The organism is Flagellimonas baculiformis (assembly GCF_033441575.1).
Classification (GTDB): domain Bacteria; phylum Bacteroidota; class Bacteroidia; order Flavobacteriales; family Flavobacteriaceae; genus Flagellimonas; species Flagellimonas baculiformis.
The window spans coordinates 190,261-214,552 of sequence record NZ_JAUZVW010000006.1 but is presented as its reverse complement, the minus strand read 5'-3'; the positions used below and the strand labels follow the sequence as shown (position 1 = coordinate 214,552).

Sequence of the window (24,292 nt, the reverse complement as noted above, 5' to 3'; positions counted from 1 at the left end):
TTTTTATGGGACATTTTCAAAAAGTGTGTTGGATAACTCTTGAGATGTCCAAGTTCCTATTTTTTATATGCAATACAGGTTTGTTTTGACTTTCCCAGACCTTCAATCCCCAGTTCCATTCGATCTCCTGGTTTGAGATATCGGGGAGGGGTAAAGCCAAGACCAACACCAAAAGGAGTTCCGGTGGAAATAACATCCCCTGGTAATAGGGTCATATATTGGCTGATGTAGGAAACCACTTCTTGGACATTGAAAATAAAATCAGATGTGGACGAATGTTGCAATCGCTCCCCATTCACGTCCAGCCACAGTTCCAAATTGTTCGGGTCCTTGATCTCATCGGTGGTGGCAATGTACGGGCCTAGTGGAGCGAACGTGTCACAGCCCTTCCCTTTGCACCATTGTCCCCCCTTCTCGATCTGGAAGGTTCTTTCACTGATATCGTTGTGAAGCACGTAACCGGCAATATGATCAAAGGCTTCCGATTCTTCAATATAGGAAGCTTTTTTGCCTATCACGATGGCAAGTTCCACTTCCCAATCGGTCTTTACACTGTTTTTGGGGATGATGACCTCGTCAAAGGGGCCGCATATGGCGGTTGTCGATTTAAAAAATAGTACAGGTTCCGTCGGAACGGCCATCCCTGCTTCTTCGGCATGCTTTGCGTAGTTCAATCCCACACACACTAGCTTGGAAGGTCTGGCTAATGGCGGTCCCAATCGGGTTTCCTTTGGAATTTCGGGACAACTGGCGGCATTTTTGTCGAGCCATTCCCTCAAATGGGCGATGCCGTCACCCCCAAAGAACGCTTCATCATAATCCTGGACAAAGGCCGAGACATCCAGCCATTTCCCATCTTCGGTCTGTATCCCCGGTTTTTCTTTTCCTGTGTCTCCAAATCGTATCAGTTTCATATATCTTTTCTGGCTTTGATAGTTATTTCCTTTCTGACTTAGTTCAACTTGATCGTAAATGCCACGGTTCCCTTCAGGCTGTTCTTGGCCGATGATGGAATCGTGAAAACTGTGGTGTCGCCTTCTTTTTTCCATTTGACCTTCCCAGAGCTTCCCAAGATGGTGGCCTTTCGGATGCTTTCCTTGGGAAGACCCACAAATTCAATGGTATCGGGAAGCGTTTCTTCATCTTCATCCATCAAATAGATCAGATAAAGGGTGTCGTCCGGTTTTGAGGTGAGACAGACCTTTTCATATTTATAGGGAGCGATGGCCTCCGTGCTGTAGATTGCCTCGCTATTGGTGTCCATCCAGTTCCCAATGCCCTGTAGGAGGTTATAGGCCCCCTGGTCCCATTCGCCTTCTGGGCTAGGGGCAATGTTCAACAGCAGGTTGCCCCCTTTGGCCACAATATCGACCAAGGTGTGAACGGCCTTTTTGGTGCTCATATAGTTGGCATTGAAGGCATAGGACCAACCACCACCGGCAATCATACACGATTCCCAAGGGTAGGGAAGGGCCTTTTCGGGTACACGGTTCTCCGGGGTCAAGTAGTTTTGGTTTTTTCCGTGCACGGCCCTGTCCACTACAATAAGACCGGGCTGTTTTTCGCGGGCCTTTTCCACCAACTCGTCCATATGGATGTCCTGGTTCACGATACGGTGTTTGAGATACCCATTGTCATTGTTCACAAGTTGTTGGTCGTACCAACTGGTGATCTCGGATTTGGGTGTTTGGGCCACCCAACCCCCATCGAGCCACAAAATGTCCACTTTGCCATAGTCCGTGAGCAGTTCCAAAATCTGGTTGTGGGTAAACTCCACGAATTTGTTCCATTTTTCGGGATTGGCCTCTGGTTCGTAATTCACGTTCCGGTCCCTTGGAGGATAGTAGGGATCCCAGTAATTGGGGTGGTGCCAATCAGGTTTTGAAAAATAGGCCCCGGCCCAAAGTCCCTCTCCCCGAAAGGCGTCAAAGACCTCCTTGGTGATGTTGGCCCTTGGATTTTTACTGAAAGGGGTCTTGGGATCGGTGATTTTATAATCCGTGTATTTTGAATCGAACATGCTGAAGCCATCGTGGTGCTTGGTGGTAAAGACCACGTATTTCATGCCGGCGTTCTTGGCGGCCTTGGCCCATTTTTCGGGATTGAACTTGACCGGGTTGAAAGTGGTCTGCAAGCCTTCGTACTCTTTTTTGTACGCAAAGTAATTGTCGGGATTAGAACCTTTTTTTCGTTCACACCAGCCATATTCTTCCGGACAAATCGACCAAGATTCCACAATGCCCCACTGACTGTAAGGTCCCCAGTGCATGAGCAATCCAAATTTCAGGTCTTGCCACTCCTCCAATTTTTCAAGGACCAAAGGATCGGTCTCGGGGACATACCGTTCATCCTCATAAACGGCTTGGGCCGAAAGCTTTCCAAAAGCGATGAAAAGAAGTAGGATCAAACAGCTATTGAATTTTGCTCTGTTATGGGTCATATTCTTCTTGTTTTATGCATTCAATTTGATGAACCCTCCGTCTATCGGAAAGTCGGTGCCTGTTATGAACGAAGCTTCATCCGAACAGAGGTAAAGGGCCAGATTGGCCACTTCCTCTGGTTTTCCCATACGGCCAATGGGTTGGGTCTTGGAGAGTTTTTCAAACATCTCCTGTTCCTTGCCTGGATAGTTTTTGGAAATGAAACCATCCACAAAAGGGGTGTGCACGCGAGCCGGGGAAATGCTGTTGCAACGGATGCCATGTCCCACATAGTCCTTGGCCACGGAATAGGTCATGGTCAATACGGCACCCTTGGTCATGGAGTAGGCAAACCTCTCCGGAATACCTATTGAGGAAGCAATCGATGCCATGTTGAGGATGACACCCGAGCCCCGTTCTTTCATTTTTCCAATGACAGCATATATGCAATTATAGACCCCTTTGATGTTCACTTCATACAGTCGGTCGAGGTCAGATTCCGAGGTCTCTTCAATGTTCCCCACATGGGCAATGCCTGCATTGTTGATGAGTACGTCCAATGGATGGTCGGTGGCAATGTTGTCGATTACCTTTTGGACCTGACCATGATTGGAAACATCGCATAGGTGCGCTTGGGCCTTATGGCCCAAATCGGTGAGTTCTTCAACGACCTGTTGGGCCCTTTCCCATTGAAAGTCCAAAATATGTACGTTGGCCCCATTCAAGGCAAACTGTTTGGAGAGGGCTTCACCTATTCCGCTGCCGCCCCCCGTGATCAATACCGTTTTATTGTTATAGTTGAAGGATGCCATTTTTATTTCAAGGTGATTTCTATGATAGTGTCCAAGGGATCAAGCTTGTCTTTCGGGATCTGGATCAACAGTCCAAAATCGTTTTTTTGATGCACCAAGGTACTTTTGTCCTTGAAGAGCTTGACCGTTTTGATGTTGAGGTCAAAATCTTTCACAAACACTTTGTCGTCCTGCTCCAGCAAGTGCAGGTATATTGTTTTTCCTTTTTGGGTAGAGGCCATTGCTTCGGTGGGTGGGACAGGCCCTGCTGATGTGGCATAGATGGTTTCACCATTTTCACGCATCCATTGGCCCATTTTTTTGAGGGATTCCTTGTGCTCTTCCTGAATTTCTCCATTGGGCATGGGCCCAACGTTGAGCAACAAGTTGCTTCCATAACCTGCGGCCTTTACCATATAGTGAACCAACTCTTTTTCAGATTTATGGTTTCTGTCCTGAAGGTTGAACCCCCATGATCCGTTAATGGTCTCGCAGACTTCCAAAGGCAGTTGCCCGATATCTGATGCCGGGGTGCCAAAGCCGGTCGTGTTCTTTCCGGGCAGGTCTTTTTCGAACATCTGGAAATCCTCTCCTTCAATCGGAGCCAAATGATGGTTGTTTCCGATAAGGCATTGGGGCTGAAGGTCGTGGATCAATTTATAGATTTCATCATAATGCCAATCCACTTGGAGTTTCCCGAATTTTTTACCGTCCCATTCTTTCTGGTCCCAATGCCCATCGAACCAGATACCTGCAATGTCCCCATAATTGGTCAAGAGTTCCGTGAGTTGGGTCTTCATAAAGCTGATATAGTTGTCCCAATCACCAGCGTTCCTTCCGGATATGTTGGTCCCTGTTCTCCCCCTTGGATAATAATCATCACTGTGCCAATCCAATAGGGAATAATAGAAAAACAATTTGATGCCTTCTTTGTGGCAAGCATCTGCCAGTTGTTTCAGTACATCTTTTCCATAGGGAGTGCCATCGACGATATCATAGGTGTTGGCCTTGGTGTCGAACATGGAGAAACCATCGTGGTGCCTACTGGTAATGGTAATGTATTTCATTCCGGCATCCTTGGCCATTTTTACCCATTTCTCCGCATCAAAGGCTATTGGATTGAAGAAGGTAGGCAACTTTTCATAGGCATCAATGGAAATGTTCTGGTTGTTCATGACCCACTCGCCATCACCCAAAATACTGTACACGCCCCAGTGGATGAACAGCCCGAACCTGGCCTCTTGGAACCAATGCCGGCTTTCCAGGTTCTGTGGGGAGGGGGTATAATCCTTCTGTCCTTGGCCATGTGCCAGTGTACTGAGGAAAAGTAACAGGACGGTGGATTTTTTCATTAAATGCTTCATAAGGTTGCAGTTTGATGGGGAGTCCACACTTTTCCCTGCGGGAAGGTGTGGTCCTTCAAGGATTCTTTTTTCATTTGGATGCTATAGCCTGGCATGAGCGGGGGCATGTATGACCCATTTTTAATAGTCACCGGGTCCAAAAAATGTTCGTGGAGGTGATCTACATACTCAATGACGCGGCCCTCCATACTGCCACTGATACATATATAATCCACCATGGACAGGTGTTGGACGTATTCGCAGAGACCAACACCTCCGGCATGCGGACATACGGGGATATTGAATTTTGCGGCCATGAGCATTATGGCCAAGTTTTCATTTACACCGCCCACCCTACAGCTGTCTATCTGGCAGATTTCAAAAGATCTTGCCTGCATCAATTGTTTGAAGATGACGCGGTTTTGGCAATGCTCGCCCGTCGCCACTTTAATGGGGGCGATGGCTTCGGCGATCTTGGCATGGCCCAGCACATCGTCAGGGCTTGTGGGTTCCTCGATCCACCATGGGTCGAATTTTTTCAACTGGGCGAGATTGTCAATGGCCTCTTGTACATCCCACTTTTGGTTGGCATCCATCATCAATTTGATGTCATTGCCAATTTCTTCCCGAATTAGGGCGGCCCGGCGCATATCGTCCTCAAGGTTGGAACCCACTTTCATTTTAAGGTGCTTGAAACCCTCTTCCTTGGCCTCGCGGCACAATCGCTTCACTTTCTCGTCCGAATATCCCAACCAGCCAGCCGAAGTGGTATAGGCAGGATAGCCTTGTGCCATGAGATGATCGATGCGTTCTTGTTTGGTCGCCTCAATTTTTTTGAGGAGCTCCAAAGCCTCATCAGGGGTAATGGCATCGGTGATATAGGTGAAATCCACGCAGGATACCAATTCTTCAGGTGTCATATCGGTCAATAGCTTCCAAAGGGGTTTCCCTTCGATTTTGGCATAGAGGTCCCAAACGGCATTCACCAAGGCCCCGGTCGCCAGATGGATGACCCCTTTTTCCGGTCCAAGCCATCTCAATTGACTATCGCTGGTCATCATTTTCCAAAAGGCTCCCATGTCCGAGGTGAAGCTTTCGAGGCTTTTTCCCACGACCAAATGTGACATCGCCTTGATGGCGGCCACACATATCTCATTGCCACGGCCTATGGTAAAGGTGAGTCCGTGACCTTCAATCTGTTGGGGATGGTCTGTTTGTAGGATGACGTAGGCGGCAGAATAATCTGGATCGGGGTTCGTCGCATCCGACCCATCCAGTGTCAGGCTAGTGGGAAAACGGATGTCTTTTACTTTAATGTCTGTAATTCTGGTCATAGTATTGGTTTGGGAAAATTCCCGCATAAAATTAGGAGTGCATTCCATGATGGGCTACCAAAAAAAGCACCAAAAACGGTACTTTTTTTGCCTTTTTATCACTTATTCTGATTTTTTGTAAGATTTAATATAGTCTTTTGGGGACATCTTCTTTATGGCCCTGAACTGTCGGTTGAAATTTGAAATGTTGTTAAAGCCTGATTCATAAGCGGTTCCCGTGATATTGTTTTCGTTTTCCAGCAAAAGTTTGCAGGCATACCCTATCCTGACCTCATTAAGGTACCGGCTGAAGGTCTTTCGGTGGGTCCTTTTAAAAAAGCGACTGAAAGCGGATGGGTTCATTCCCACAAGTTGGGCCACCTCACCTAAATTGACCTCATTTTTAAAATTGTCAAATATATATCCATAGACCTTGCGGAGCTTTTTGTTTTCATTTTGTTCAAAATTGTCCATGTACCCTATACTGGACAGGAATTCATGGTCTTTATGTTTGGTCAACTTGTTCAACAGTTCAATCAAGGCAATGGTCTTTGAAAATGAATCCATGGTGGGCATGCTTTCAAAGTATTTTTGGATGTCCGTACCCGTTGATTGAAATTTAATGCCCCTTATGGCCGTCTCCAACATGAGGCCAATATGGAAAAGTTCAGCAGACTTGAAAAAAGCGTCCCCCAAGAAGTCTTCCGTAAAATGAATGGCCACGGCTTCGGCAGCAGTGGGGTCTTCGGCCTTAAAATAGTGGTCATCGTTCAGCCACATATGGGGCAGGTTCTTGCCCAAGAGCACCACTTCCCCCGGCTGGAACTTTTGGATACTGTCCCCAATAAACCTGGTGCCAGTACTTTTTTTGATGAAGACCAATTCAAGCTCAGGATGGTAATGCCAAACCTTTAAAAAATAGGGATAGCTGTTTTGGGTGACGGAAAACGATGAACTGGCATCACTTTTACGGTTCAATAAATGAAGCTTCATACCATTCTGCTTTTAAGCCAATTTACAAACATATTGATTAGTTGTTTTTTCTGTTTTCATGCCCACATGAACCTTTTCAAAAATCAGGGACATGATATCACATTTAAGGTCTTTTCCAAAACCTTGATTCAAAACTTTTTAGAATCATTTTACATGCTGTATTTTCAAAAATAACGGTAATAAGGGGTATTGGGCAAAAAAAGTATCATTTCATTTGCATTGATCATCAGAAGGGCATGATGAATTTGATGTGTGAAATCATCAAAATATAGAATTAAAACTCACTGACAACTCAAACTTTTAACCAGTACACTAAACAACTCGCAATCTTACGAAAAAAAGCTAATCTTGATTTTAATGCTTGCTGTAAGCTCAGGGTATGTGTTTGGCCACGGTATTAAACCCCACTGTAGGGAAGTGAATTTCTTGAAGGCCGAAGCCTATGTGGGCGTGAACGATGCCATGGCCAAAGAGGCTTATGAAAGTGGAATTGCGGAATCCATCAATTTTTACTATCAGGTAAGGGAGGTGAGCAATGATGCAACCTCACCCGAACTGGTGGCCCTGGGGGAGACCGAAATATCGGATTACCTCGCATCCGCGGCGGTCAGTTGGGACAATGCTACAAGTGAGGAAGAAAAAATGAACCTTATTGCCACCCAAAAATGGCTCAGTTTCAATGTGATCCAACCCTACGAAAACTGGGCAGAACTTAGAAGGCTGAACGCCCCTGAACTCGATTTTTGGGTGGATCCCGCCAATGCCCAATCCCTTCCGCCCAATCGTTGGATCTATCCGAACAGCGAATTGGTGTACAACACTGAAAATTACAATGCGGTCAAGAGCAATGATAACCTATCCACCAAAACATTTTGGGACATAGATTGATTAGTTTAGTTTTTTTGATTTAGTTTTTTTAATTCATGCCCGGTGGTAAACCTCCCTTACTGCCGGGCATTTTTAATAAGGTAGCTACCATGGTTGGGACAGTCCAACCGATATTTGAAAATGCCAGTTTTTATGATTCGATACAGAGAGATGATTTTTGTGAAAATCCAGAAATGTAGCGCCTAAGTCAGATGAAGGTTGTAATATAGATGCAAATAAAGACCAAAGACCATCCAAATATGAAACGAAGAGACTTTGTAAAGAACAAGATGATTGCTTCCACAGCTTTGGGTCTGGGAGGAGTTGGGGTACTGTCCGCTTTTAAGGAGGATTCCGAACAGGCGAAGAGCGGATTCAAGCTCAAATATGCCCCACACCTTGGAATGTTCAAGGAATCAGCAGGGGAAGATCCCATTGATCAGTTGAATTTTATGGCCGATATGGGCTTTACCGCCTTTGAGGACAATGGGATGAAGGGGAGGTCCCAAGACCTACAAGAAAAAATGGCCGCTACCATGGCCAAGCGAGGCATCTCAATGGGGGTGTTTGTGGCACATACAATTTCATGGGACAAGCCCAATCTTGCCAATGGCGACGCTTCACTTCGTGAAAGGTTTCTTGCGGAAATAAAGGAATCCATTGAGGTTGCCAAAAGAGTGGATGCCACATGGATGACCGTGGTTCCAGGCCATGTGGATCTAAGGTTGAGAAAAGAGTTTCAAACGGCCCATGTGGTGGAAACCCTTAAACGGGCCAGTGCCCTTTTGGAGCCCCATGGCTTGGTAATGGTGCTGGAACCATTGAACTTCCGTGACCATCCCGGCCTGTTTTTAACGGATAGCCCTCAGGCATATGAGGTATGCAAAGCCGTGGACAGTCCTTCATGCAAGATTCTTTTTGATATTTACCATCAACAGATCCAAGAAGGAAACCTCATTCCCAATATCGATGCATGCTGGGACGAAATTGCCTATTTTCAGGTGGGGGACAACCCCGGAAGGAATGAGCCCACCACAGGAGAGATCAATTATAGGAATGTGTTCAAACATATCCATTCCAAAGGGTTTGAAGGCATCGTGGGTATGGAGCATGGCAATTCCAGGAAAGGCAAGGAAGGGGAACAGGCCGTGATCGAGGCCTATAAAAGCAGTGATGCATTTTGATTTGTTTTAGATGAAGCAACGGATTATTACACCCCTATTTTGGCTATTGTGCGCCATGGGGACCCTATATTCCCAGAGCAAATCAAACTATACCCAGAGCATTCCGGGTGTGGACATTGGTCTGGAAATGGTGGCCATACCTTCGGGCACATTTGAAATGGGCAGTCCCTTGGATGAGGAGGGAAGAAAAAGCGATGAAGGCCCCGTCCGCGAAATTGAAATGAACGGTTTCTGGATTTCCCAATATGAAATCACATGGGAACAGTATAATCTTTTCATTGAAAGGGCCATTGACCAACTCGAAAATGAGCACAAAGCCTTGGATGTTGACCTGGACGTTGACGCAGTATCGGGGGCTACCACTCCCTATGTGGATATGAGCCTTGGCATGGGAAGGGGAGAAGGTTTTCCCGTGGTGAACATCACTCAAAAAGCAGCTTCTACCTTCTGTGAATGGCTTTCGGCCTTAACCGGCCACTTTTATCGTCTTCCCACAGAGGCTGAATGGGAATATGCGGCACGGGCGGGAAGTGATGGACCGTACTATTTTGGGGAAGATCCTTCGAAATTGGAAGATTATGCCTGGTTTGAGAAAAACAGTGAAGGAAAATATCATCAAGTTGGCCTCAAAAAGCCAAATCCATGGGGGCTGTACGATATCTATGGAAACGTTGCGGAATGGACAATGGACCAATATAACGAGGAAGGTTATGCGGAAGCCAGTTTACCCTTTGAACCGACAGTGAGCGAGTATCCTGTGGCTGTTAGGGGCGGTTCCTTCAAAAGTACACCCGATGAATTGCGCAGCGCTTCCCGAATGGCATCAGATCCCGTGTGGAAGGAGCGTGACCCACAATTCCCCCGGAGTAAATGGTGGTTTACCGATGCCGGATTTGTGGGGTTTAGGGTAGTAAGGCCAATGGAGGCCCCTTCCCCTGACGAATATTCCCGTTATTGGGGAAAACAATAAAATAAGTATCCAAATAAATAGACAGATGAAACCAAAAAAGCAATCCAAGACCAAAGCAAGACGAGAGTTCATAAAAAAAGCCTCATTGGCATCAGGAGCCATGGTTCTTCCCTCGCTGGGCACAAGTGCCATGGCGAATGTGTTCAATGAAAAGAAATTGAAGATCGCCCTTGTGGGCTGTGGAGGCCGGGGCACCGGTGCGGCCAACCAGGCATTGGAGGCCGATGACCATGTAGAACTGGTTGCCATGGCAGACCTGTTTGAAGATCAATTGAATTCCAGCTATGGGCACCTGTATGAAAAATATAAGGACACTGGAAAGATGCAGGTAAAGCAGGAGCACAAATTTGTGGGTTTCGATGGTTTCAAGAAGGCCATAGACCTTGCCGATGTGGTTATCCTCACCACACCACCAGGATTCAGGCCCTATCATTTTGCCTATGCCATTGAAAACGACAAGCACGTGTTCATGGAAAAACCAGTGGCGACAGATGTCCCCGGAATACGAAAAGTGCTTGAGACAGCCAAATTGGCCGAACAAAAAAAGTTGAACGTAGTGGTCGGCCTGCAGCGCCATTACCAAGAAAATTACATAAAGACCCATGAACTCATCAAAAATGGAAGTTTGGGCAAAATAGTGGCAGGTCAGGTATATTGGAACAGTGAAGGGGTTTGGGTACGCCCCAGAAAATCTGGCCAATCGGAATTGGAATACCAAATGAGGAACTGGTACTATTTTAACTGGATATGCGGGGACCATATTCTCGAACAGCATATACATAATATTGATGTCGCCAATTGGTTTATTGGGGAATACCCACTATCCGCACAGGGTATGGGAGGAAGAATGGTGAGGACCGGACCGGACCATGGGGAAATATTTGACCACCATTTTGTTGAATTTACATATCCAAGTGGGGCGGTCATATCAAGTCAGTGCCGCCACCAACCCAATACTATGTACAAGGTCGGTGAAGCCTTTCAGTTGACCAATGGTACCGTAGTTACCAACGATGCCGGTGCGGCCAAGATATATGACCTCTCTGGAAAGGAAATGGAATCCATCAGCAATTCACAAGGACACAATCCGTACCAAGAAGAGCACAACAGACTCTTTGCTTCCATTCGAGAGAAGGGTGTTATCAGCGATGCGGAAAATGGAGCGAAAAGCACCATGAGTGCCATTTTGGGCCGAATGGCCACCTACAGTGGAAAAATGATCAGTTGGGAGGAGGCCATGAACTCCAATCTTCAACTTATGCCCGAAGAACTGACATGGGATTCTCCCACGCCAACAAAGCCAGATCATGAGGGAAAATATCCCATACCAATACCGGGTAAGGCCGTTGTTCTTTAAATCAGGGACCGAATCTCGCTTTAATTTCCTTTGCTTATACTTCAAGGATCCAGTATTGGGTATAGGCGGAAAGAAATATTGGTAGGAAAAAAATACCTACTTTCCGTGATTGTCCCTTTTGGGGAAACCCTCTACTTTTGATGGAAAATGGATTTCAAGGGAAGATGTCAAAAATCAGCAATGTTTGGAGATATATCTTCCCCTTTTTTTCCCAGGGCTCCTGCCTATTGTGTACCGGAAGCGGAAGAATCCATTTGGACCCAACAAAGCAAATATGTATAAAATGACGAACAAAATCATTCTGTTGGTTGCCCTTGTGACCATCCTTTCGTGTAAAAATGGACAGGGACAAGGACCACAACCTGAAGCTGAGCAAGCCGAGAGCCTAGTATCAAACCATGCTGAAGAAAACTTCAGTGAGGGGAGAATTGATGTTGCCATCCATTTCCAAGGGAACCGCTTGAGCGAAATTCTGAACAAAGTGAACCCATCCAAGGGCGATGTACAGCAACAGATGCAAAACCTCATGAAGGAACTGTCACCGGCCGAGGCGGAGAACATAAAAAAGGTGATGGAGTCCAATCCCATCCTTGCCATGCAAATCATGTTTGCCCCAATGCTCAAAAATGTGATTTTCGTGCGCGACGACCATGCATTGGCCAAATGCGATGGACTGATATACCATTTGGAGAACAAATTGGATGGAGACAATGAGACCGGAGTGGTGTTCATCCAATCACAGTATGACAAGGGCAAGCAGCTCACGTTCGAATATGACAAGGACTATTTTGGGGAAATCCAGCTACAGACCCGGATAGACATGGACCTATATGACAGACAGCAGACCAATGACACCGAGGTGATCGCGGGCTACACCTGCACCAAGGCCATATACAGCTTGAAAAACAGCACACCGATGGCATTGGGAAAGCTTGAGGTTTGGACCTCCGAACGCATGCCTCAGTCACTGAATTTTATACACCCTTTCTATTTGGAGGAGGAACATGGTATCATGAAAATTGCAATTTATCAAGACATGGATTCGGATATGCCAATGGTGTACGAGTTTAAAAAAGTGACCCCTGCACCAGTCAGCGATTCAGATATGGAAATCCAACAAAGCCAACCTATCTATTCAGGAAAATCCGATGCTCAGACCATAGCTGCCAAACTGATGGGTATCATGTTCGGGAACCCATAACAGTAATCCTAACAAACCTATTTTATGAAAAAATACGCAGCCATTGCGCTTGTCGTACTGATTGCCCATTCTGTACACATTGATTTCGGAGTCCAGCTGTTTTTTGAATTTCAAGTATTCGGCATCTTTTTCCTTTTTTGTCATTGATTTTGTCCGCTCAAGGAACTGATCATATAATTTTTCAACCCGTATGGAGTCGGAGCGTTCCCTAAAAACCATTCCATACCATCTTTTCCACTCGCCTTATTCCAAATATTCATCTTTCATGATGGCCATTATTTGGTCATTTTTTTGCTGGTCGAAAGTGATGCCTGCAAAATTCTCTTCATCGGTTCCGTTATAATAAATGCCTCCCACCTCATCATCCACGCGATTAAAGAATAGTATTCCTGGCAAATCCCTTTATGAACCCGGATGGTGTGGAATACCATGGGTAGTGGCGAATGCCTGCCTTTTAGGATTGCTGATTGAGATGTATAAATTTTTATCAGGTCCAATTATGCTCAACCTTTCGGCTTGAATTTCTTTGAATGTTTCTATGTCATTGACATGCCTGTCATAAAAGAAAAAACAGGTCAATACAATTAAAAAAATGAAGTTGATGGTTGGAAGATGTCTTTTCATATTTTTTGATTTGATGGTCTCCTGATCGATGATGTAAGCTTATTCCAATTGAAGAGGAGGGAAGAGATGTCCATTCAAAATTGAAAAGGGGCGGTGGCCGGGTTCAGCTTTTTGATAAAAATCACTCGATAATCCAACTAGATGTCAGTTTTCAAGTATGTGTTGATACATACGCTCTATTTCAGCTAACCCAGGTTCCTGTTTCATCCATTGCATACGTTCTTCCTGGGTGTCCATCCATCGGTACAACCAACTGATGCCCCATTTTTTGTAATAGCGGTCTTCCTGATCGTAAATGGGGTCGGTGAGCGATTCCTCAAAACTTACGATTTCATAACCGTCCTGTTTCAGCCGTGTGATGATTTCCCCCAAATAATCGGCATTGATGGCATTGTCATGGCACAGATAGATGTGTTTTATGGGCCGCCCATATAAACGGCTTGCCATTTCATCAAAAAAACCGACCAAAGCCAAGGTCTTTTCCACATACTGTTTTCCGATGTCCTCGGCCTTTTCCACTTCACCCTTGTCCACATAATGCTGGTAAACGTAATCGAACATCCAATCGGAACTCTCTACGGTGAAAGGGGCTATCCTATAGTTCCGTGAATCCAAATACTCCCTCATCTGCAGATGTTGGATGGAATCTTTGCCCATATCGTTAAAGGGGAACCTAAAATACGTAAGGTCCTTTTCATATGTGGATGCGTATTGCTTGGTCAAGGTTTCCCCTTTTTCAACATCTTGGACAAAATTGTCCCACCCAACTTCCGAATACCTGGAGTGGCTATAGGTATGGTTTCCGAGCAGTGCATTGTCGTTTTTGATCCAAGACTCCAATAGAGCTTTGTTACGTTCCACTTCTTCCGTTTGCAAAATTTTGTCCTCGTTGATGAAAATGGTAAAAGGGACGTCCAAGGAGTCCAACAGGTTCAACAGCTTTGGGTTATAACCGTCTTTTTGATATTTTTTGGCATTGGGGACATCGTCAATGGTTATGGAAATGGATTTTTGCTGGGCCAAACCAAAAGTGGTGCTCAACAACAGAAGGAACAGTGGAAATTTATATCGAATCATTTTTGTTTCATGATTATAAGGACAACTCCTTTTCTACCAATGGGTTGAAAGGTAAGAAACTTTGTTCCCTAATTAAAATACAGGTAGTACGTCAAGATAATCGCCGACATATTATAGATCCCGTGGGCCGCTATGCAGGCCGTAAGGCGTTTGGTCCAAATGAACAATACCGTGTACAGTATAGTGGGTACCAAAATATCGAACCAATCCAATGCGCTTGTGGGCAAATGCCCAAGCGCAAAAATCAAAATGGACAGAATTGCCGAAAACCATAGCCCCGTTTTCGGGTTCTTGAAGGTTTCCTTCAGCACATTGATGAAATATCCCCGGTTAAAAAGCTCTTCGGTGATCCCACCACCGATCACGCCCAATGCTGCAAAGGACAAGGTGCCCATCAAGGTGCCATCATACATTTCGGATAGGCCATAAATGTCTGGGCGGTTTATCCCTCCGGTGTTGGGAATGATGAAAACAAACTGGAGAATGGTCCATAGGGCACCGAAAAGGAGGCCCAAGAGCATATCCGTCCCCAAGTTTTTGGACTTGAGCCCGATATCACTGAATTTTTTTCCCAGGATCTTGAGGGAAAAGTAGAGTAGGGCCGTGACCGTTACAAATTGAAAGAGACCGATAAAGAGCAAATTGATACCGATTTTGCCTCCATTTAATTTGGTGACCCCAAAAAATACATCGGGAATTATAAATAGCAGATATCCCAAAATGATGGTCGTTATAAAAACGACCAAGGTCTTTGTCTTGCTAACTGGTTTTGAATTCTCTTCGGTCATTGTTTTGGTTTTTAAGGTTGTTTTTGTGTTGCATTCCACATAAAAACAAACCACCGTACACGCGTTATGCAGCACAGTGGTCGTGGATTTAAAATGGTGGATCGGGGCGGTATGCACCCATTGATCATTCACAGTCGGTTTCGTATTGGTTTCCTGTGGCATAGTGAAAAAGAGTACTGCTGTATGCTCCGTTTTCGTGCATGGAGATCAAATCGAAATACTGGAACGTACAGTGACCATCGGGCCAGGTGGCCTTTGCGACGACCTCTATAATGCGTCCAATATAGGATGTTGTGATCACATCGCTCCAACTACCCGATGTAATGACGAGGTCGGTAAAGTTCTCTTTCCATCCTTTCTCCTTGGCATGTTTTTGAAGTGCTTTCAGGGCTTCGGCCTTTATGGCATCATCGTTCATGGCAGCGGTGGGCATTTTCGGTTTTTCCGTCCAACTGTTCATGAATAGTTCCACCTGCTTCCAGAATTTCTTTTCGATATCTTCTTTGGCCTTGTACTCCATTTCGGTGATTTCTTGGTCGGTGTACTTCTTCCTCTCGTCACCGAACAAGAATATGGACTTGTCCCCTTCATCGTAAATATAGTGGACACCGTCCGCGCCAAAATGGATGTACTGGTCGGGGCTGCTTCTTCCCCAATAGGTTGGGGTGTCATAGTACATGAAGACGTGGGGATCCAAGTGGTGTCTGTAAAAAGTTTGGGTGCCCATTTTCCCTTTGAAAGTGAGCATCTTTACCTTGGCACCAAAAACCACATCGATTGTGTTTTTATCGATGATCTTCACGTGCATGGTACTCTTTTGGCCTATGGAACTGATACCTCTGTAATATTTGTCCACTTCAAATCTTTCTTCCGCAGGGGCTTTGGCATATTTGGTCAGCAGTCTAGGAAAATAGAATTTTTCCTTTCCGTCTTCCAGCATGTTCCGCCTCAGTTCCGCAGAACTTTTTTTGGAATTGACCAAGGATTGGTCTTGGGACAAGATCTCGTAGTAGTCAGCGGGATCGGCGGTGGCATAATTAAAATTGCCATTGAAGATGTACCGCTCAAGATATCCATCATTTTCGGCAATGAAATAGAAAAATCCGTCGCCCACATGCAGATATAGGCCATTGGTACCTTGTACGGATTTCAGTTCACGTGTATTTTCGGTGCCGTCCGTGTTTTTGAAGGTGACCGTTAACTTGCCATTGTCACAGCAATCGGAAATTTCGATGGTACCCTCACTCGCAGTGCGGTAATATGTTCCATTTTTGAATTGCTGTGAGCGGGCGATAAAGCCCATACAGACCAATAGTAGGCATAGGGCTGTCTTTGTTGTTTTCATGGGATTGGATTAGGCGTTTGTGAATGAATTGAATTGTTTGTTATATAAATGTTGAACACTGTGTATGTAAAGCATTCCAAGGTTCCCAAACGGGTTATGGACAATCCGTGGCATAACCGGCCGTATCATCCTTGGACCAGGAGCTGGGAGGGGTAAACCCATCTCCATCAATTTTGATACACGTCAGGCCCGGGTTGTTTTCAGCTTTCATGTAGGCCATGGAGGGATTGTTTCCGTTGGCCACATTGAGTGCATTTAATTGATTGTTGAAGCAAAATAGCGATGTAAGTGCCGCATTGCCGGAAACATCCACGTGGGATAGCAGGTTGTTTGTACAAGCCAGATACTCCAAGACAGTGTTTTGTGAAACATCCAAATTGGACAGTTGGTTGAAATTGCAGGACAAAAACGCTAGGGCTGTATTTGTTGATACATCCAAATCGGTCAACTCATTGTCGTTGCAAAACAGTTCCTTTAAGTCCAAGTTCGTGGAAACATCTAAGGTCGTCAATAGGTTTTCTTCACAGAGCAGCTTTTCCAAAGCCGTATTCTTGGAAACATCCAACTGGGTCAACTGGTTAATAGAGCATCTTAATTCCTTGAGTGCCAAATTTTGTGAAACATCCAAATTGGACAGCTGATTGTCATTGGCCCACAAGAGTTGCAAGGAAGTGTTTTGTGAAACATCCAACTGGGTCAACTGATTGATTCTGCAATTCAAATAGGTTAAAGCGGTGTTTTCCGAGAGGTTTAAACTGGATAGCTTGTTGTTGGAACAATTCAATTGCTCAAGAGCGGTGTTTTGTGAAATGTCCAGGTCGTTGATTGCGTTGTTGTCACAACCCAAATATTTTAAAGCTGTATTGTGTGAGACATCTAGATCGACCAATTGATTGTACCCACATTCCAAACGTTCCAGGGCCACATTTTTTGAAACATCCAAACTCGTCAACTCATTATTGTCCATCTCCAATCTGACCAAGGCGGTGTTGCTGGAAAGATCAACGGAGGTCAACGGGGTATCCTCTATGATCAGTACCGTTACGTTTATAAAAGCTTCGATACCGGTTAAATCGGTTATGTTGGTTTCATAACATAGTAGGGTGCCGCTATAGGATTCCGCTTCGGACACTTGTATCTCACCATCACCATTGGTGTCAATCTTTCCAATGTTTTCTCCCACTACTGTATCCCCATGGGCCAATAATCCAGCCTTGAAACTGGCATCCGGAATGTTCACAATGGCACTGGCGCCAGCGCTGGCCGAACCGGACAAGTTTATCGGGTGTTCGCCCACATTGCTGGTGATGGTGAGCGTGGCGGTCTTGCTGCCCTCTTCCGTAGGCGCGAAAGAGACGACAAATTCATATGCCCCATCGGGTTGTACCGTCTCTTCCGTTTCCCCTGCATTGACACTGAACTCCGAACTGTGGGTGCCGGAAAGGGTGAAATCTTCCAGGACCAAGTCCTGCTCTCCCGTATTGGTTACGGTTACCTTTACGTTTTTCAACGCCCCTATTTCTACTTCGGCGAAGTTGATGGAATTTTGGTCCACGGAGAATTTGGCAGGAGTCAATTTTTTCGGATCGTCGTCCTTGCTGCAACCCACAACAAGGAATAGGGCAAATACGATCATTGCCCATGAGGTCTTTGTTTTTTTCATGTTAAATAGATTTTGGGATATAAGATTTGTTCATTTTTTGAATTGATGGAGCGAAAATAAGGGGACATCCCACCATGGGCAAACACGGAATCCCTAAACCGTTAACAAACCGTTAACACTAGCAAAAAAAATGTTTTTTGACGCATAGGTTAGAGGGAATTCAATCATTTTATACTGATTTTCAATGGTTTGAATGCATTTAGTGAACATGGTTTCATGTTTTGAAGGCTTTACTTATCTTCGCCTTGTCGATCCACCTTTTTAATTAGGGACAGTTGTTCCACATTTTTTTGTGGGAACAATGGTTGGTCCATATCTGAAAAAATCAATACCCTTTTAGGTGAACAGAACGAATGAAATACACAACAGGGGAGAGGAGACAGAGCATCTTTTAAAGCTCCTTGATGAAGATGAAAACCTTGATGGAAAAGCATTAGGCAGACTATTGGAGGAGCAAAAGCTCGACAAGCTCAAACTGATTGCCGAAAATACCATAGATGTCATCTGTTTGCACCATCCGGCGGACGGTCGCTATCTCTACGCAAGCCCTTCCACGGAGCATATCATGGGCTACACTTCGGAAAATCTCAAGGGCAAGGTTCCGTATGATTTTGTCCACCCCGATCATCATGCCATACTTCTTAAAAACATTTCAAGTTCAACGGAGGGTTTGACCTCCATTCCCCATAAACTCGAACTAAAGTTCAGGACAAAGTGCAATGGGTACCAATGGTTTGAAGGATACACCAAACCCATTTTTGACAAAAGGGACAAGGTTGTGCTGGTATTGAGCTGTACCCGCAATATCCAAGACCGTAAAATTGCCGAAATGGAGAAAAAGCAGCGGGAGGTCATTCAGCAGAACCTGCTGCTATCCTCCATTTTATTGGAAAAGAAGAAGGCCATCGTCCAAAAAATAGAGAACAAGATCTTGGAGGTGGAACCCAACCAAAGAAAGGAGCTGAGAAGTGTTTTGTCCTACATTCAGGAAGCCTTGAACCTCGATGAGGATTGGGAAGATTTCATGGTGCACTTTAGAAAGATTCACCCCGATTTTTACGGGAAGATTTTGGAAAGGTACCCCGATCTGTCAAAAAAGGACATAAAACACTTGGCCTTTATAAAATTGGGGATGACATCCACCGAGGTGGCCAAGACCATGATCATTAAAAAAGAGAGTTTGAGGGTGTTGAGAAGTCGCTTGAAAAAGAAACTCCAACTGGACCCATCCCAAGACCTTGTTGCCTTCATCCAAGGATTTTGATTTTCATAAAATAAAAAAGTCGGGCATCCTAAGTTTCAAGGGAAATGACCCCACCCAGGGTGTGACCGTACCCTCAAAATTGGTCCGCACCTTGCAAGGAGGATAAGGTCAATGTGCCACAAATGGTTTCAATTTGGGCTTGGTATAGTTCCAGAACAGTACACCCCGGCCCTCATTTTCCCTTTTCACCTCTTCGATATAGGTGGTGGGCAATATCCCGGAATATTGCTTGAAGTTCCGAATGAAGTGGGATTGGTCGGAAAAACCGTTTTGGTACCCCACTTCGGAGAGAGAGTCAAAAGCATTGACCGTTAAGCTCTTATAAGTCTGTTCGAACCGATACAACTGCAAATATTTTTTTGGGGATATCCCTACCAATTCCTTGAACTGCCGCTCCAAGGAACGTTCGGAAAGACCATGGGATTTCGCAATGTCCCCAACAGAGGCGTGCTGATACTTTTTGGTATTCCAAAGAAGGTTGAGCACCGCAACATGGTTGCTCCGCGATGTGTTTTTTATTCGCTCCCAGAAGAAATGGGTCAGTAGGCTCATTTTTTTCTTTGTGCATTCAACAGTGCCCAACTCCCGGGACAAGTTTTGGGGCACGAGAAGGGAAAGGTCCTTAAAACTGTCCATCAGCGTGTTGGGTTTTACCCCGAAGATGTGGCGAATCGCATCTGGGGTAAAGCTGACCCCGAAATGCGAATAGTCTCCCTTGATTTTGAAGGACAACGGTTTGGAGATAATGCCCGAAACAAAGTTTTGGGGCAGACATTCATGGTTCGGTTTCATGATGCCACTCTTGACTTCACTGTCCTGCAGGATCAGTTTCGGGAACCGGTCCGCCATGATGCGCAGGTAGATCACATCACTGGGCGATGTGTTGTGGTCAAAGGTCCAAAAATATCGAATGTAGTTTCTCAATAAGGGATGGGGGGCAAAAAAGGCTTGCTGTTTCACTGGTGATGGTGGATTTTGATTGATGGATTTGAATGCGTATTTGATGGTTCGATGTTCCGTTGTGGTAGGCCACGGGTTCCCTCATTGGTCGGCAAAATTCTACTGTCCCAGCACCTTTTTGTATGGATGCATGATGTTGTGAAGGGTTGCTTGAAATATGTCTTGTTTAGTGTTGCGTGACCGGTAACTTACACATTGTCAAACAACACCAAAAGACAATTGAAGAAATGGCATTAAGCGCCCCGCACATCCTTCCTCACTCAAAAGTAATAAAAACCCATGGCGGAATCAACCCTTGGGAATGACGCTTTTGCACCTTTTTGATAACTTTCCATAAACTATTTTTGTTGATGCCTATAATAAGCGGTGCGGGGATATTTTTTGACCATGTCGGTTTCATACAATCATTTTTTGAAGATGCCGATTACATTTACGGCCACTCAAAAATGCCCCTTGAACTATTGAAAACTTACACATGGAAGAAAGCACAGAAATTCAGGAAAAACAGGAAACCCCACTGTCCAAACGTCCCATTTGGACGGCCTTGAAGGATGCGATAAAGGGGACCGAGGCCGATTATACCAAGATTGACCTTAAAAAAGCAATTTTCTTGTTGGCCGTTCCCATGATCTTGGAGCTTATCATGGAGTCCACATTTGCTGTGGTGGACATCTATTTTGTGGGAAAACTGGGGGCATCGGCGGTGGCAACCGTCGGGTTGACGGAAACATATCTCTTTCTTCTATATTCCATTGCCATGGGACTGGCTACAGCGGTGACCGCCATTGTGGCCCGCAGGATCGGGGAAAAAAAGAAGGAGGACGCAGGGGCCGTTGCCGTCCAATCCATCATCTTGGCCATTTTGGCTTCTTTGCCCTTTGCCATTGGCGGAATTTTCTTTGCGAAGGATTTGTTGGGACTGATGGGGGCCGACCAATGGGCCTTGGAACATGGGTACCGCTATACCCAATGGATGCTGGGATGTAACGGCATCATCATATTACTGTTCGTGATCAACGCCGTATTTCGTGGAGCGGGCGACGCGGCCATAGCCATGCGGGTGCTCTGGATCGCGAATGGTCTCAATATGATCTTGGACCCATTGTTGATTTTCGGATGGGGTCCCATCCCTGCAATGGGCATAGAAGGTGCGGCCATTGCCACCACCTTGGGAAGGAGTATCGGGGTGGCCACACAGTTATGGTTGCTCTTCAAGGGAGGAAAGCACATTCGCGCCAAATTGGCACAGCTCTATTGGAATGGAAAAGTAATATTGAACATCGTCAAGACTTCCCTGGGCGGTGTGGGCCAGATGATCGTGGCCATGACCTCTTGGATATTCATCATGCGTATTTTGGCCGATATCGGAAGTGATGCCGTGGCAGGTTCCACCATAGCACTTCGTATCATGCTGTTCACCTTGATGCCGGCCTGGGGCCTTTCCAATGCCGCGGCCACCTTGGTGGGCCAGAACTTGGGAGCGGGAAACCCGGATAGGGCCGAATCCGCCGTATGGAAGATAGGGCTGTACAACATGGTGTTTTTGATAGGGGTATCCATTGTGTACTTCTTCTTCAACCATGCTTTGATGGGACTTTTTACCGACGATGCCAATGTAATAAAGATAGGTGGGAAATGGTTGGCCATACTTTCCTATGCCTACTTTGTGTATGGCTGGTGGATGGTATCCGTGCAGGCTTTCAACGGTTCTGGTGATACCCGGACACCTACCAAGATCAATTTGGTATTTTTCTGGTTGATACAGATTCCGTTGGCCTACCTTTTGGCCATAACACTGGAATGGGGATATTCCGGTGTTTTTTGGGCGGTTTTCTTTTCGGAGACCGGAGTGGGCCTGTTCACACTTTGGCTGTTCTCCCGTGGAAAATGGAAAACGGTATCGGTGTAGCGTTTTGATTGGAAAACCACTGCGGCGAATGGCGGGATAGACCCTCTTAACATCCGTTTTTACACCCTTTGATAGTCAGCATTCCTTGCCAACTTTACCCTATAAAGTTTAAGCGAACCATGGAAAAGATACAGATTACCATCAAGATAAATGCAACCATCACAACAGTATGGGATTTGTGGACGGACTTGGAACACATCAAGCAATGGGCCAAGACCATGGGAGGTTGGCACATCACCAATGTTGAAAACGACGTGAGGGACAACGGCGCCTTCAATTTTAGGATGGAATCCTTGGATGGCGAACTTTCCTTCGATCATAAGGGGATCTACCAAAAAGTAGTGCCCTACGAACTATTGTCGCAATCATTGGATGATGGGCGAAGGACGGAGATAGCTTTCAAAACAGTGGGTAAAACGGTCCAGATCACGGAAACTTTTGAACCCCAGCCCAATGAACCCATTGACCTTCAGCAAGAATTTTGCCGATCGGTGCTGGAAAGTTTTAAATCCTATGCGGAGAATTACAAAGGCTGATCTTGAGCCTATTTTTAAGGAACCGAAATTTAAAAGCAGAGAAATACGGTCCCATAGAGTAGGGGCCAAATTGAAATAGACAGTTCTGTGGCTCTTTCCCGTTGGACAAATGGTAAAGGTTTAAACGAATACCCAACTTTGCTTTGGGGAACCGTCCGGGGGAGCTGTCGATTAAATGGTGTAGATTTATGGAAAAGTTGAAACGGCCCATGGTAAGCCTACAATCTTTCAAGGAATATAAGGACATTGACGTTCCCAAACGGTTGATGAAATATGTCCTTGTTTGGTGCTCATCAGGAGAAGCAAGAATAGTGGTGGATGAAAAAGAACTGGTCCTTGCCCCCAGGTCGGTACTGACCATCACTTCGGGCCAAGTACATTATTTGAAGCCATTGGAGGGATGCAAGGGCTTCATTTTGGAGTTTACACTCGATTTTTTCTGTAAAACGGACAGTGACATCGAATTGATCTTTCAAAACGGTTTGTTCTGTCATTTTGCGATGAACGAGGTCATTCCCGTGGCCGACCATGGCTTTGTGGAGGAACAGTTGGAGGCCATTAAGGCTGAAATAAAGGATGAACCATACCAGCATCTCATCTCCATCCATTCCAGGATAGAACTGATCTTGGTGGAGATCAACCGAAGCAAAATTGCACGGGGTGACGAAATTTGGAAGCCAGATGCCCTTTTCCTAAAGTTTTTGGAGCTGGTACGTTCCGATTTTGAGCAGAACCTTACAGTGGGGCGCTATGCGGAGCTTTTGGAGACCACGGAGGCCAAACTGAACGAACTGGCCAAACTGCATACCGGCAAAACGGCACAAAATGTCATTTATGGACTTATCGTTTCCGAAGCAAAGCGATTGTTGACCTATGAGAAATTGATCGTCAAGGAAGTGGCCTTCCAATTGGGATTTTCAGACCCGTTCTATTTTTCCAACTTTTTCAAGAAACACACCGGACAATCCCCCAAAGCCTATCAAACACGATATGCCCTCATTTAAAGAACTCAAATGAAATCGATGAGCACCAAATCCAAAAGGATAAGCTGGATTGTCGGATTCATCTTTATTCTTTTTCCGGAAGAGGAGTGATCTGGGCTGAAATCTTACATCCTTTTCCCAAGATCCTCTATTCTTTGGGGTGACCTTGCCCCATACATTTGTACCATAATACATTAAAAATCAGAATTATGAGTACGGACATTTTCGATTACATCGTGAACAGCCACAAAATGGAATGGCAACCCCTTATTGAAAACGGGAAGCACTATGAAGGCATTTGGGTAAAGTCGTTACGCTTCGATGAAGCCACCCATCGATCCCCATCCATTTTATTGAAATTCGGACCGGGAGCCTCTTATCCCTACCACAACCATCCCGGAGGGGAAGAACTGTTTGTGATGAAAGGGAGTTGCATGGTCAACGAGGCCTATTTGGGCGCAGGCGATTATCTATACACCCCAAAGGACTACAAGCATGGAGTGACCTCGGAGAACGGGTGTGAGCTGATGCTGAACATTCCTCAAGAAGTTGAGATTCTATAGGTTTGGCTGTGCAGTTGAAAAGTGTGCGTCCCAACTACAAATAAGGGAAACTGTCGCTTTTCTTCTATCATTTGAAACTGCCAAAATCTAGTTTTGACAGCACGTAGAGTTTATTCATCACATCAAAAAATCAAATCAAGA

23 protein-coding genes are annotated in these 24,292 nt (G+C 45.4%); 10 read left to right on the top strand and 13 right to left on the bottom strand.

The genetic code is table 11. From position 1 onward, the window contains the following. Positions 1 to 56: 56 nt before the first annotated feature. The 6 genes from SD450_RS10920 to SD450_RS10895 all read right to left on the bottom strand — a co-directional run bounded on the left by SD450_RS10920 (position 57) and on the right by SD450_RS10895 (position 6,860). Complete coding sequence (locus tag SD450_RS10920) at positions 57 to 914, bottom strand: fumarylacetoacetate hydrolase family protein (RefSeq protein WP_318344505.1); 858 nt, start codon at positions 912 to 914, stop codon at positions 57 to 59. A 38-nt stretch (positions 915 to 952) separates the two neighbouring features. Further along, entirely contained in the window at positions 953 to 2,440 is a 1,488-nt protein-coding gene (locus SD450_RS10915) for an alpha-L-fucosidase (RefSeq protein WP_318344504.1), read from the bottom strand. 12 nt (positions 2,441 to 2,452) lie between these two features. Further along, a complete protein-coding gene (locus SD450_RS10910) occupies positions 2,453 to 3,232 on the bottom strand; it encodes an SDR family NAD(P)-dependent oxidoreductase (RefSeq protein ID WP_318344503.1) in 780 nt (259 codons plus the stop codon). Positions 3,233 to 3,234: 2 nt separating this feature from the next. Next, complete coding sequence (locus SD450_RS10905; RefSeq protein ID WP_318344502.1) at positions 3,235 to 4,575, bottom strand: alpha-L-fucosidase; 1,341 nt, start codon at positions 4,573 to 4,575, stop codon at positions 3,235 to 3,237. Continuing rightward, a complete protein-coding gene (locus SD450_RS10900) occupies positions 4,572 to 5,888 on the bottom strand; it encodes an L-fuconate dehydratase (RefSeq protein ID WP_318344501.1) in 1,317 nt (438 codons plus the stop codon). Before SD450_RS10900 ends, SD450_RS10905 begins: the two co-directional genes overlap by 4 nt. A 102-nt stretch (positions 5,889 to 5,990) precedes the next feature. After that, positions 5,991 to 6,860 carry an AraC family transcriptional regulator gene (locus SD450_RS10895; protein ID WP_318344500.1) on the bottom strand — a complete coding sequence of 290 codons (870 nt, stop codon included), beginning with the start codon at positions 6,858 to 6,860 and terminating at the stop codon, positions 5,991 to 5,993. A 357-nt stretch (positions 6,861 to 7,217) separates the two neighbouring features. Here SD450_RS10895 and SD450_RS10890 point away from each other — a divergent pair, with 357 nt between their 5' ends. From SD450_RS10890 to SD450_RS10870, 5 genes are all read left to right on the top strand, one after another. Beyond that, complete coding sequence (locus SD450_RS10890) at positions 7,218 to 7,748, top strand: SusD/RagB family nutrient-binding outer membrane lipoprotein (RefSeq protein WP_318344499.1); 531 nt, start codon at positions 7,218 to 7,220, stop codon at positions 7,746 to 7,748. Between the two features lie 239 nt (positions 7,749 to 7,987). Continuing rightward, on the top strand, positions 7,988 to 8,911 hold the full coding sequence (locus tag SD450_RS10885) for a hydroxypyruvate isomerase family protein (RefSeq protein ID WP_318344498.1): 924 nt from the start codon (positions 7,988 to 7,990) through the stop codon (positions 8,909 to 8,911). Positions 8,912 to 8,921: 10 nt separating this feature from the next. Next, positions 8,922 to 9,881: a formylglycine-generating enzyme family protein gene (locus SD450_RS10880; protein ID WP_318344497.1), complete on the top strand. Its 960-nt coding sequence runs from the start codon at positions 8,922 to 8,924 to the stop codon at positions 9,879 to 9,881. 25 nt (positions 9,882 to 9,906) lie between these two features. Beyond that, the gene (locus tag SD450_RS10875; protein ID WP_318344496.1) at positions 9,907 to 11,238 is read left to right on the top strand and encodes a Gfo/Idh/MocA family protein; all 1,332 of its coding nucleotides are present in this window, start codon (positions 9,907 to 9,909) and stop codon (positions 11,236 to 11,238) included. A 283-nt stretch (positions 11,239 to 11,521) separates the two neighbouring features. Next, positions 11,522 to 12,439 (top strand): hypothetical protein, encoded by a 918-nt coding sequence (locus SD450_RS10870; protein WP_318344495.1) that lies wholly within the window; start codon positions 11,522 to 11,524, stop codon positions 12,437 to 12,439. Positions 12,440 to 12,682: 243 nt separating this feature from the next. Here SD450_RS10870 and SD450_RS10865 read toward each other — a convergent pair whose 3' ends face one another. The 6 genes from SD450_RS10865 to SD450_RS10840 form a co-directional block, all read right to left on the bottom strand. Then, positions 12,683 to 12,835, bottom strand: coding sequence for a hypothetical protein (locus SD450_RS10865; RefSeq protein WP_318344494.1), 153 nt, complete (start codon positions 12,833 to 12,835; stop codon positions 12,683 to 12,685). Between the two features lie 6 nt (positions 12,836 to 12,841). After that, positions 12,842 to 13,063 (bottom strand): hypothetical protein, encoded by a 222-nt coding sequence (locus tag SD450_RS10860; protein ID WP_318344493.1) that lies wholly within the window; start codon positions 13,061 to 13,063, stop codon positions 12,842 to 12,844. Between the two features lie 144 nt (positions 13,064 to 13,207). After that, on the bottom strand, positions 13,208 to 14,140 hold the full coding sequence (locus SD450_RS10855; RefSeq protein WP_318344492.1) for a polysaccharide deacetylase family protein: 933 nt from the start codon (positions 14,138 to 14,140) through the stop codon (positions 13,208 to 13,210). A gap of 68 nt (positions 14,141 to 14,208) precedes the next feature. Next, complete coding sequence (locus SD450_RS10850) at positions 14,209 to 14,928, bottom strand: CPBP family intramembrane glutamic endopeptidase (protein ID WP_318344491.1); 720 nt, start codon at positions 14,926 to 14,928, stop codon at positions 14,209 to 14,211. Positions 14,929 to 15,052: 124 nt separating this feature from the next. Then, the gene (locus SD450_RS10845; RefSeq protein WP_318344490.1) at positions 15,053 to 16,273 is read right to left on the bottom strand and encodes a hypothetical protein; all 1,221 of its coding nucleotides are present in this window, start codon (positions 16,271 to 16,273) and stop codon (positions 15,053 to 15,055) included. Positions 16,274 to 16,367: 94 nt separating this feature from the next. Then, positions 16,368 to 17,936 carry a choice-of-anchor D domain-containing protein gene (locus tag SD450_RS10840; RefSeq protein WP_318344489.1) on the bottom strand — a complete coding sequence of 523 codons (1,569 nt, stop codon included), beginning with the start codon at positions 17,934 to 17,936 and terminating at the stop codon, positions 16,368 to 16,370. A 340-nt stretch (positions 17,937 to 18,276) separates the two neighbouring features. Here SD450_RS10840 and SD450_RS10835 point away from each other — a divergent pair, with 340 nt between their 5' ends. Beyond that, complete coding sequence (locus SD450_RS10835; protein WP_318344488.1) at positions 18,277 to 19,200, top strand: PAS domain S-box protein; 924 nt, start codon at positions 18,277 to 18,279, stop codon at positions 19,198 to 19,200. Between the two features lie 108 nt (positions 19,201 to 19,308). On the opposite strand, the gene SD450_RS10830 is transcribed toward SD450_RS10835, so the two are convergent. Then, positions 19,309 to 20,160, bottom strand: a complete 852-nt coding sequence (locus SD450_RS10830; RefSeq protein WP_318344487.1) for a helix-turn-helix domain-containing protein — start codon at positions 20,158 to 20,160, stop codon at positions 19,309 to 19,311. A 475-nt stretch (positions 20,161 to 20,635) separates the two neighbouring features. On the opposite strand from SD450_RS10830, the gene SD450_RS10825 reads away from it, so the two are divergent. The 4 genes from SD450_RS10825 (at position 20,636) to SD450_RS10810 (ending at position 24,151) form a co-directional block, all read left to right on the top strand. Further along, positions 20,636 to 22,069, top strand: a complete 1,434-nt coding sequence (locus SD450_RS10825) for an MATE family efflux transporter (protein WP_318344486.1) — start codon at positions 20,636 to 20,638, stop codon at positions 22,067 to 22,069. Between the two features lie 119 nt (positions 22,070 to 22,188). Next, positions 22,189 to 22,605 (top strand): SRPBCC domain-containing protein, encoded by a 417-nt coding sequence (locus SD450_RS10820; protein ID WP_318344485.1) that lies wholly within the window; start codon positions 22,189 to 22,191, stop codon positions 22,603 to 22,605. A gap of 188 nt (positions 22,606 to 22,793) precedes the next feature. Beyond that, a complete protein-coding gene (locus SD450_RS10815; protein ID WP_318344484.1) occupies positions 22,794 to 23,609 on the top strand; it encodes a helix-turn-helix domain-containing protein in 816 nt (271 codons plus the stop codon). A gap of 188 nt (positions 23,610 to 23,797) precedes the next feature. Beyond that, the gene (locus tag SD450_RS10810) at positions 23,798 to 24,151 is read left to right on the top strand and encodes a cupin domain-containing protein (protein ID WP_318344483.1); all 354 of its coding nucleotides are present in this window, start codon (positions 23,798 to 23,800) and stop codon (positions 24,149 to 24,151) included. Positions 24,152 to 24,292 lie beyond the last annotated feature (141 nt).

What these genes read in the sequence shown, in the direction of transcription:
- SD450_RS10920 (WP_318344505.1), bottom strand. Translation starts at nt 914, where the DNA reads ATGAAACTGATACGATTTGGAGACACAGGAAAAGAAAAACCGGGGATA.
- SD450_RS10915 (WP_318344504.1), bottom strand. Translation starts at nt 2,440, where the DNA reads ATGACCCATAACAGAGCAAAATTCAATAGCTGTTTGATCCTACTTCTT.
- SD450_RS10910 (WP_318344503.1), bottom strand. Translation starts at nt 3,232, where the DNA reads ATGGCATCCTTCAACTATAACAATAAAACGGTATTGATCACGGGGGGC.
- SD450_RS10905 (WP_318344502.1), bottom strand. Translation starts at nt 4,575, where the DNA reads ATGAAGCATTTAATGAAAAAATCCACCGTCCTGTTACTTTTCCTCAGT.
- SD450_RS10900 (WP_318344501.1), bottom strand. Translation starts at nt 5,888, where the DNA reads ATGACCAGAATTACAGACATTAAAGTAAAAGACATCCGTTTTCCCACT.
- SD450_RS10895 (WP_318344500.1), bottom strand. Translation starts at nt 6,860, where the DNA reads ATGAAGCTTCATTTATTGAACCGTAAAAGTGATGCCAGTTCATCGTTT.
- SD450_RS10890 (WP_318344499.1), top strand. Translation starts at nt 7,218, where the DNA reads ATGCTTGCTGTAAGCTCAGGGTATGTGTTTGGCCACGGTATTAAACCC.
- SD450_RS10885 (WP_318344498.1), top strand. Translation starts at nt 7,988, where the DNA reads ATGAAACGAAGAGACTTTGTAAAGAACAAGATGATTGCTTCCACAGCT.
- SD450_RS10880 (WP_318344497.1), top strand. Translation starts at nt 8,922, where the DNA reads ATGAAGCAACGGATTATTACACCCCTATTTTGGCTATTGTGCGCCATG.
- SD450_RS10875 (WP_318344496.1), top strand. Translation starts at nt 9,907, where the DNA reads ATGAAACCAAAAAAGCAATCCAAGACCAAAGCAAGACGAGAGTTCATA.
- SD450_RS10870 (WP_318344495.1), top strand. Translation starts at nt 11,522, where the DNA reads ATGACGAACAAAATCATTCTGTTGGTTGCCCTTGTGACCATCCTTTCG.
- SD450_RS10860 (WP_318344493.1), bottom strand. Translation starts at nt 13,063, where the DNA reads ATGAAAAGACATCTTCCAACCATCAACTTCATTTTTTTAATTGTATTG.
- SD450_RS10855 (WP_318344492.1), bottom strand. Translation starts at nt 14,140, where the DNA reads ATGATTCGATATAAATTTCCACTGTTCCTTCTGTTGTTGAGCACCACT.
- SD450_RS10850 (WP_318344491.1), bottom strand. Translation starts at nt 14,928, where the DNA reads ATGACCGAAGAGAATTCAAAACCAGTTAGCAAGACAAAGACCTTGGTC.
- SD450_RS10845 (WP_318344490.1), bottom strand. Translation starts at nt 16,273, where the DNA reads ATGAAAACAACAAAGACAGCCCTATGCCTACTATTGGTCTGTATGGGC.
- SD450_RS10840 (WP_318344489.1), bottom strand. Translation starts at nt 17,936, where the DNA reads ATGAAAAAAACAAAGACCTCATGGGCAATGATCGTATTTGCCCTATTC.
- SD450_RS10825 (WP_318344486.1), top strand. Translation starts at nt 20,636, where the DNA reads ATGGAAGAAAGCACAGAAATTCAGGAAAAACAGGAAACCCCACTGTCC.
- SD450_RS10820 (WP_318344485.1), top strand. Translation starts at nt 22,189, where the DNA reads ATGGAAAAGATACAGATTACCATCAAGATAAATGCAACCATCACAACA.
- SD450_RS10815 (WP_318344484.1), top strand. Translation starts at nt 22,794, where the DNA reads ATGGAAAAGTTGAAACGGCCCATGGTAAGCCTACAATCTTTCAAGGAA.
- SD450_RS10810 (WP_318344483.1), top strand. Translation starts at nt 23,798, where the DNA reads ATGAGTACGGACATTTTCGATTACATCGTGAACAGCCACAAAATGGAA.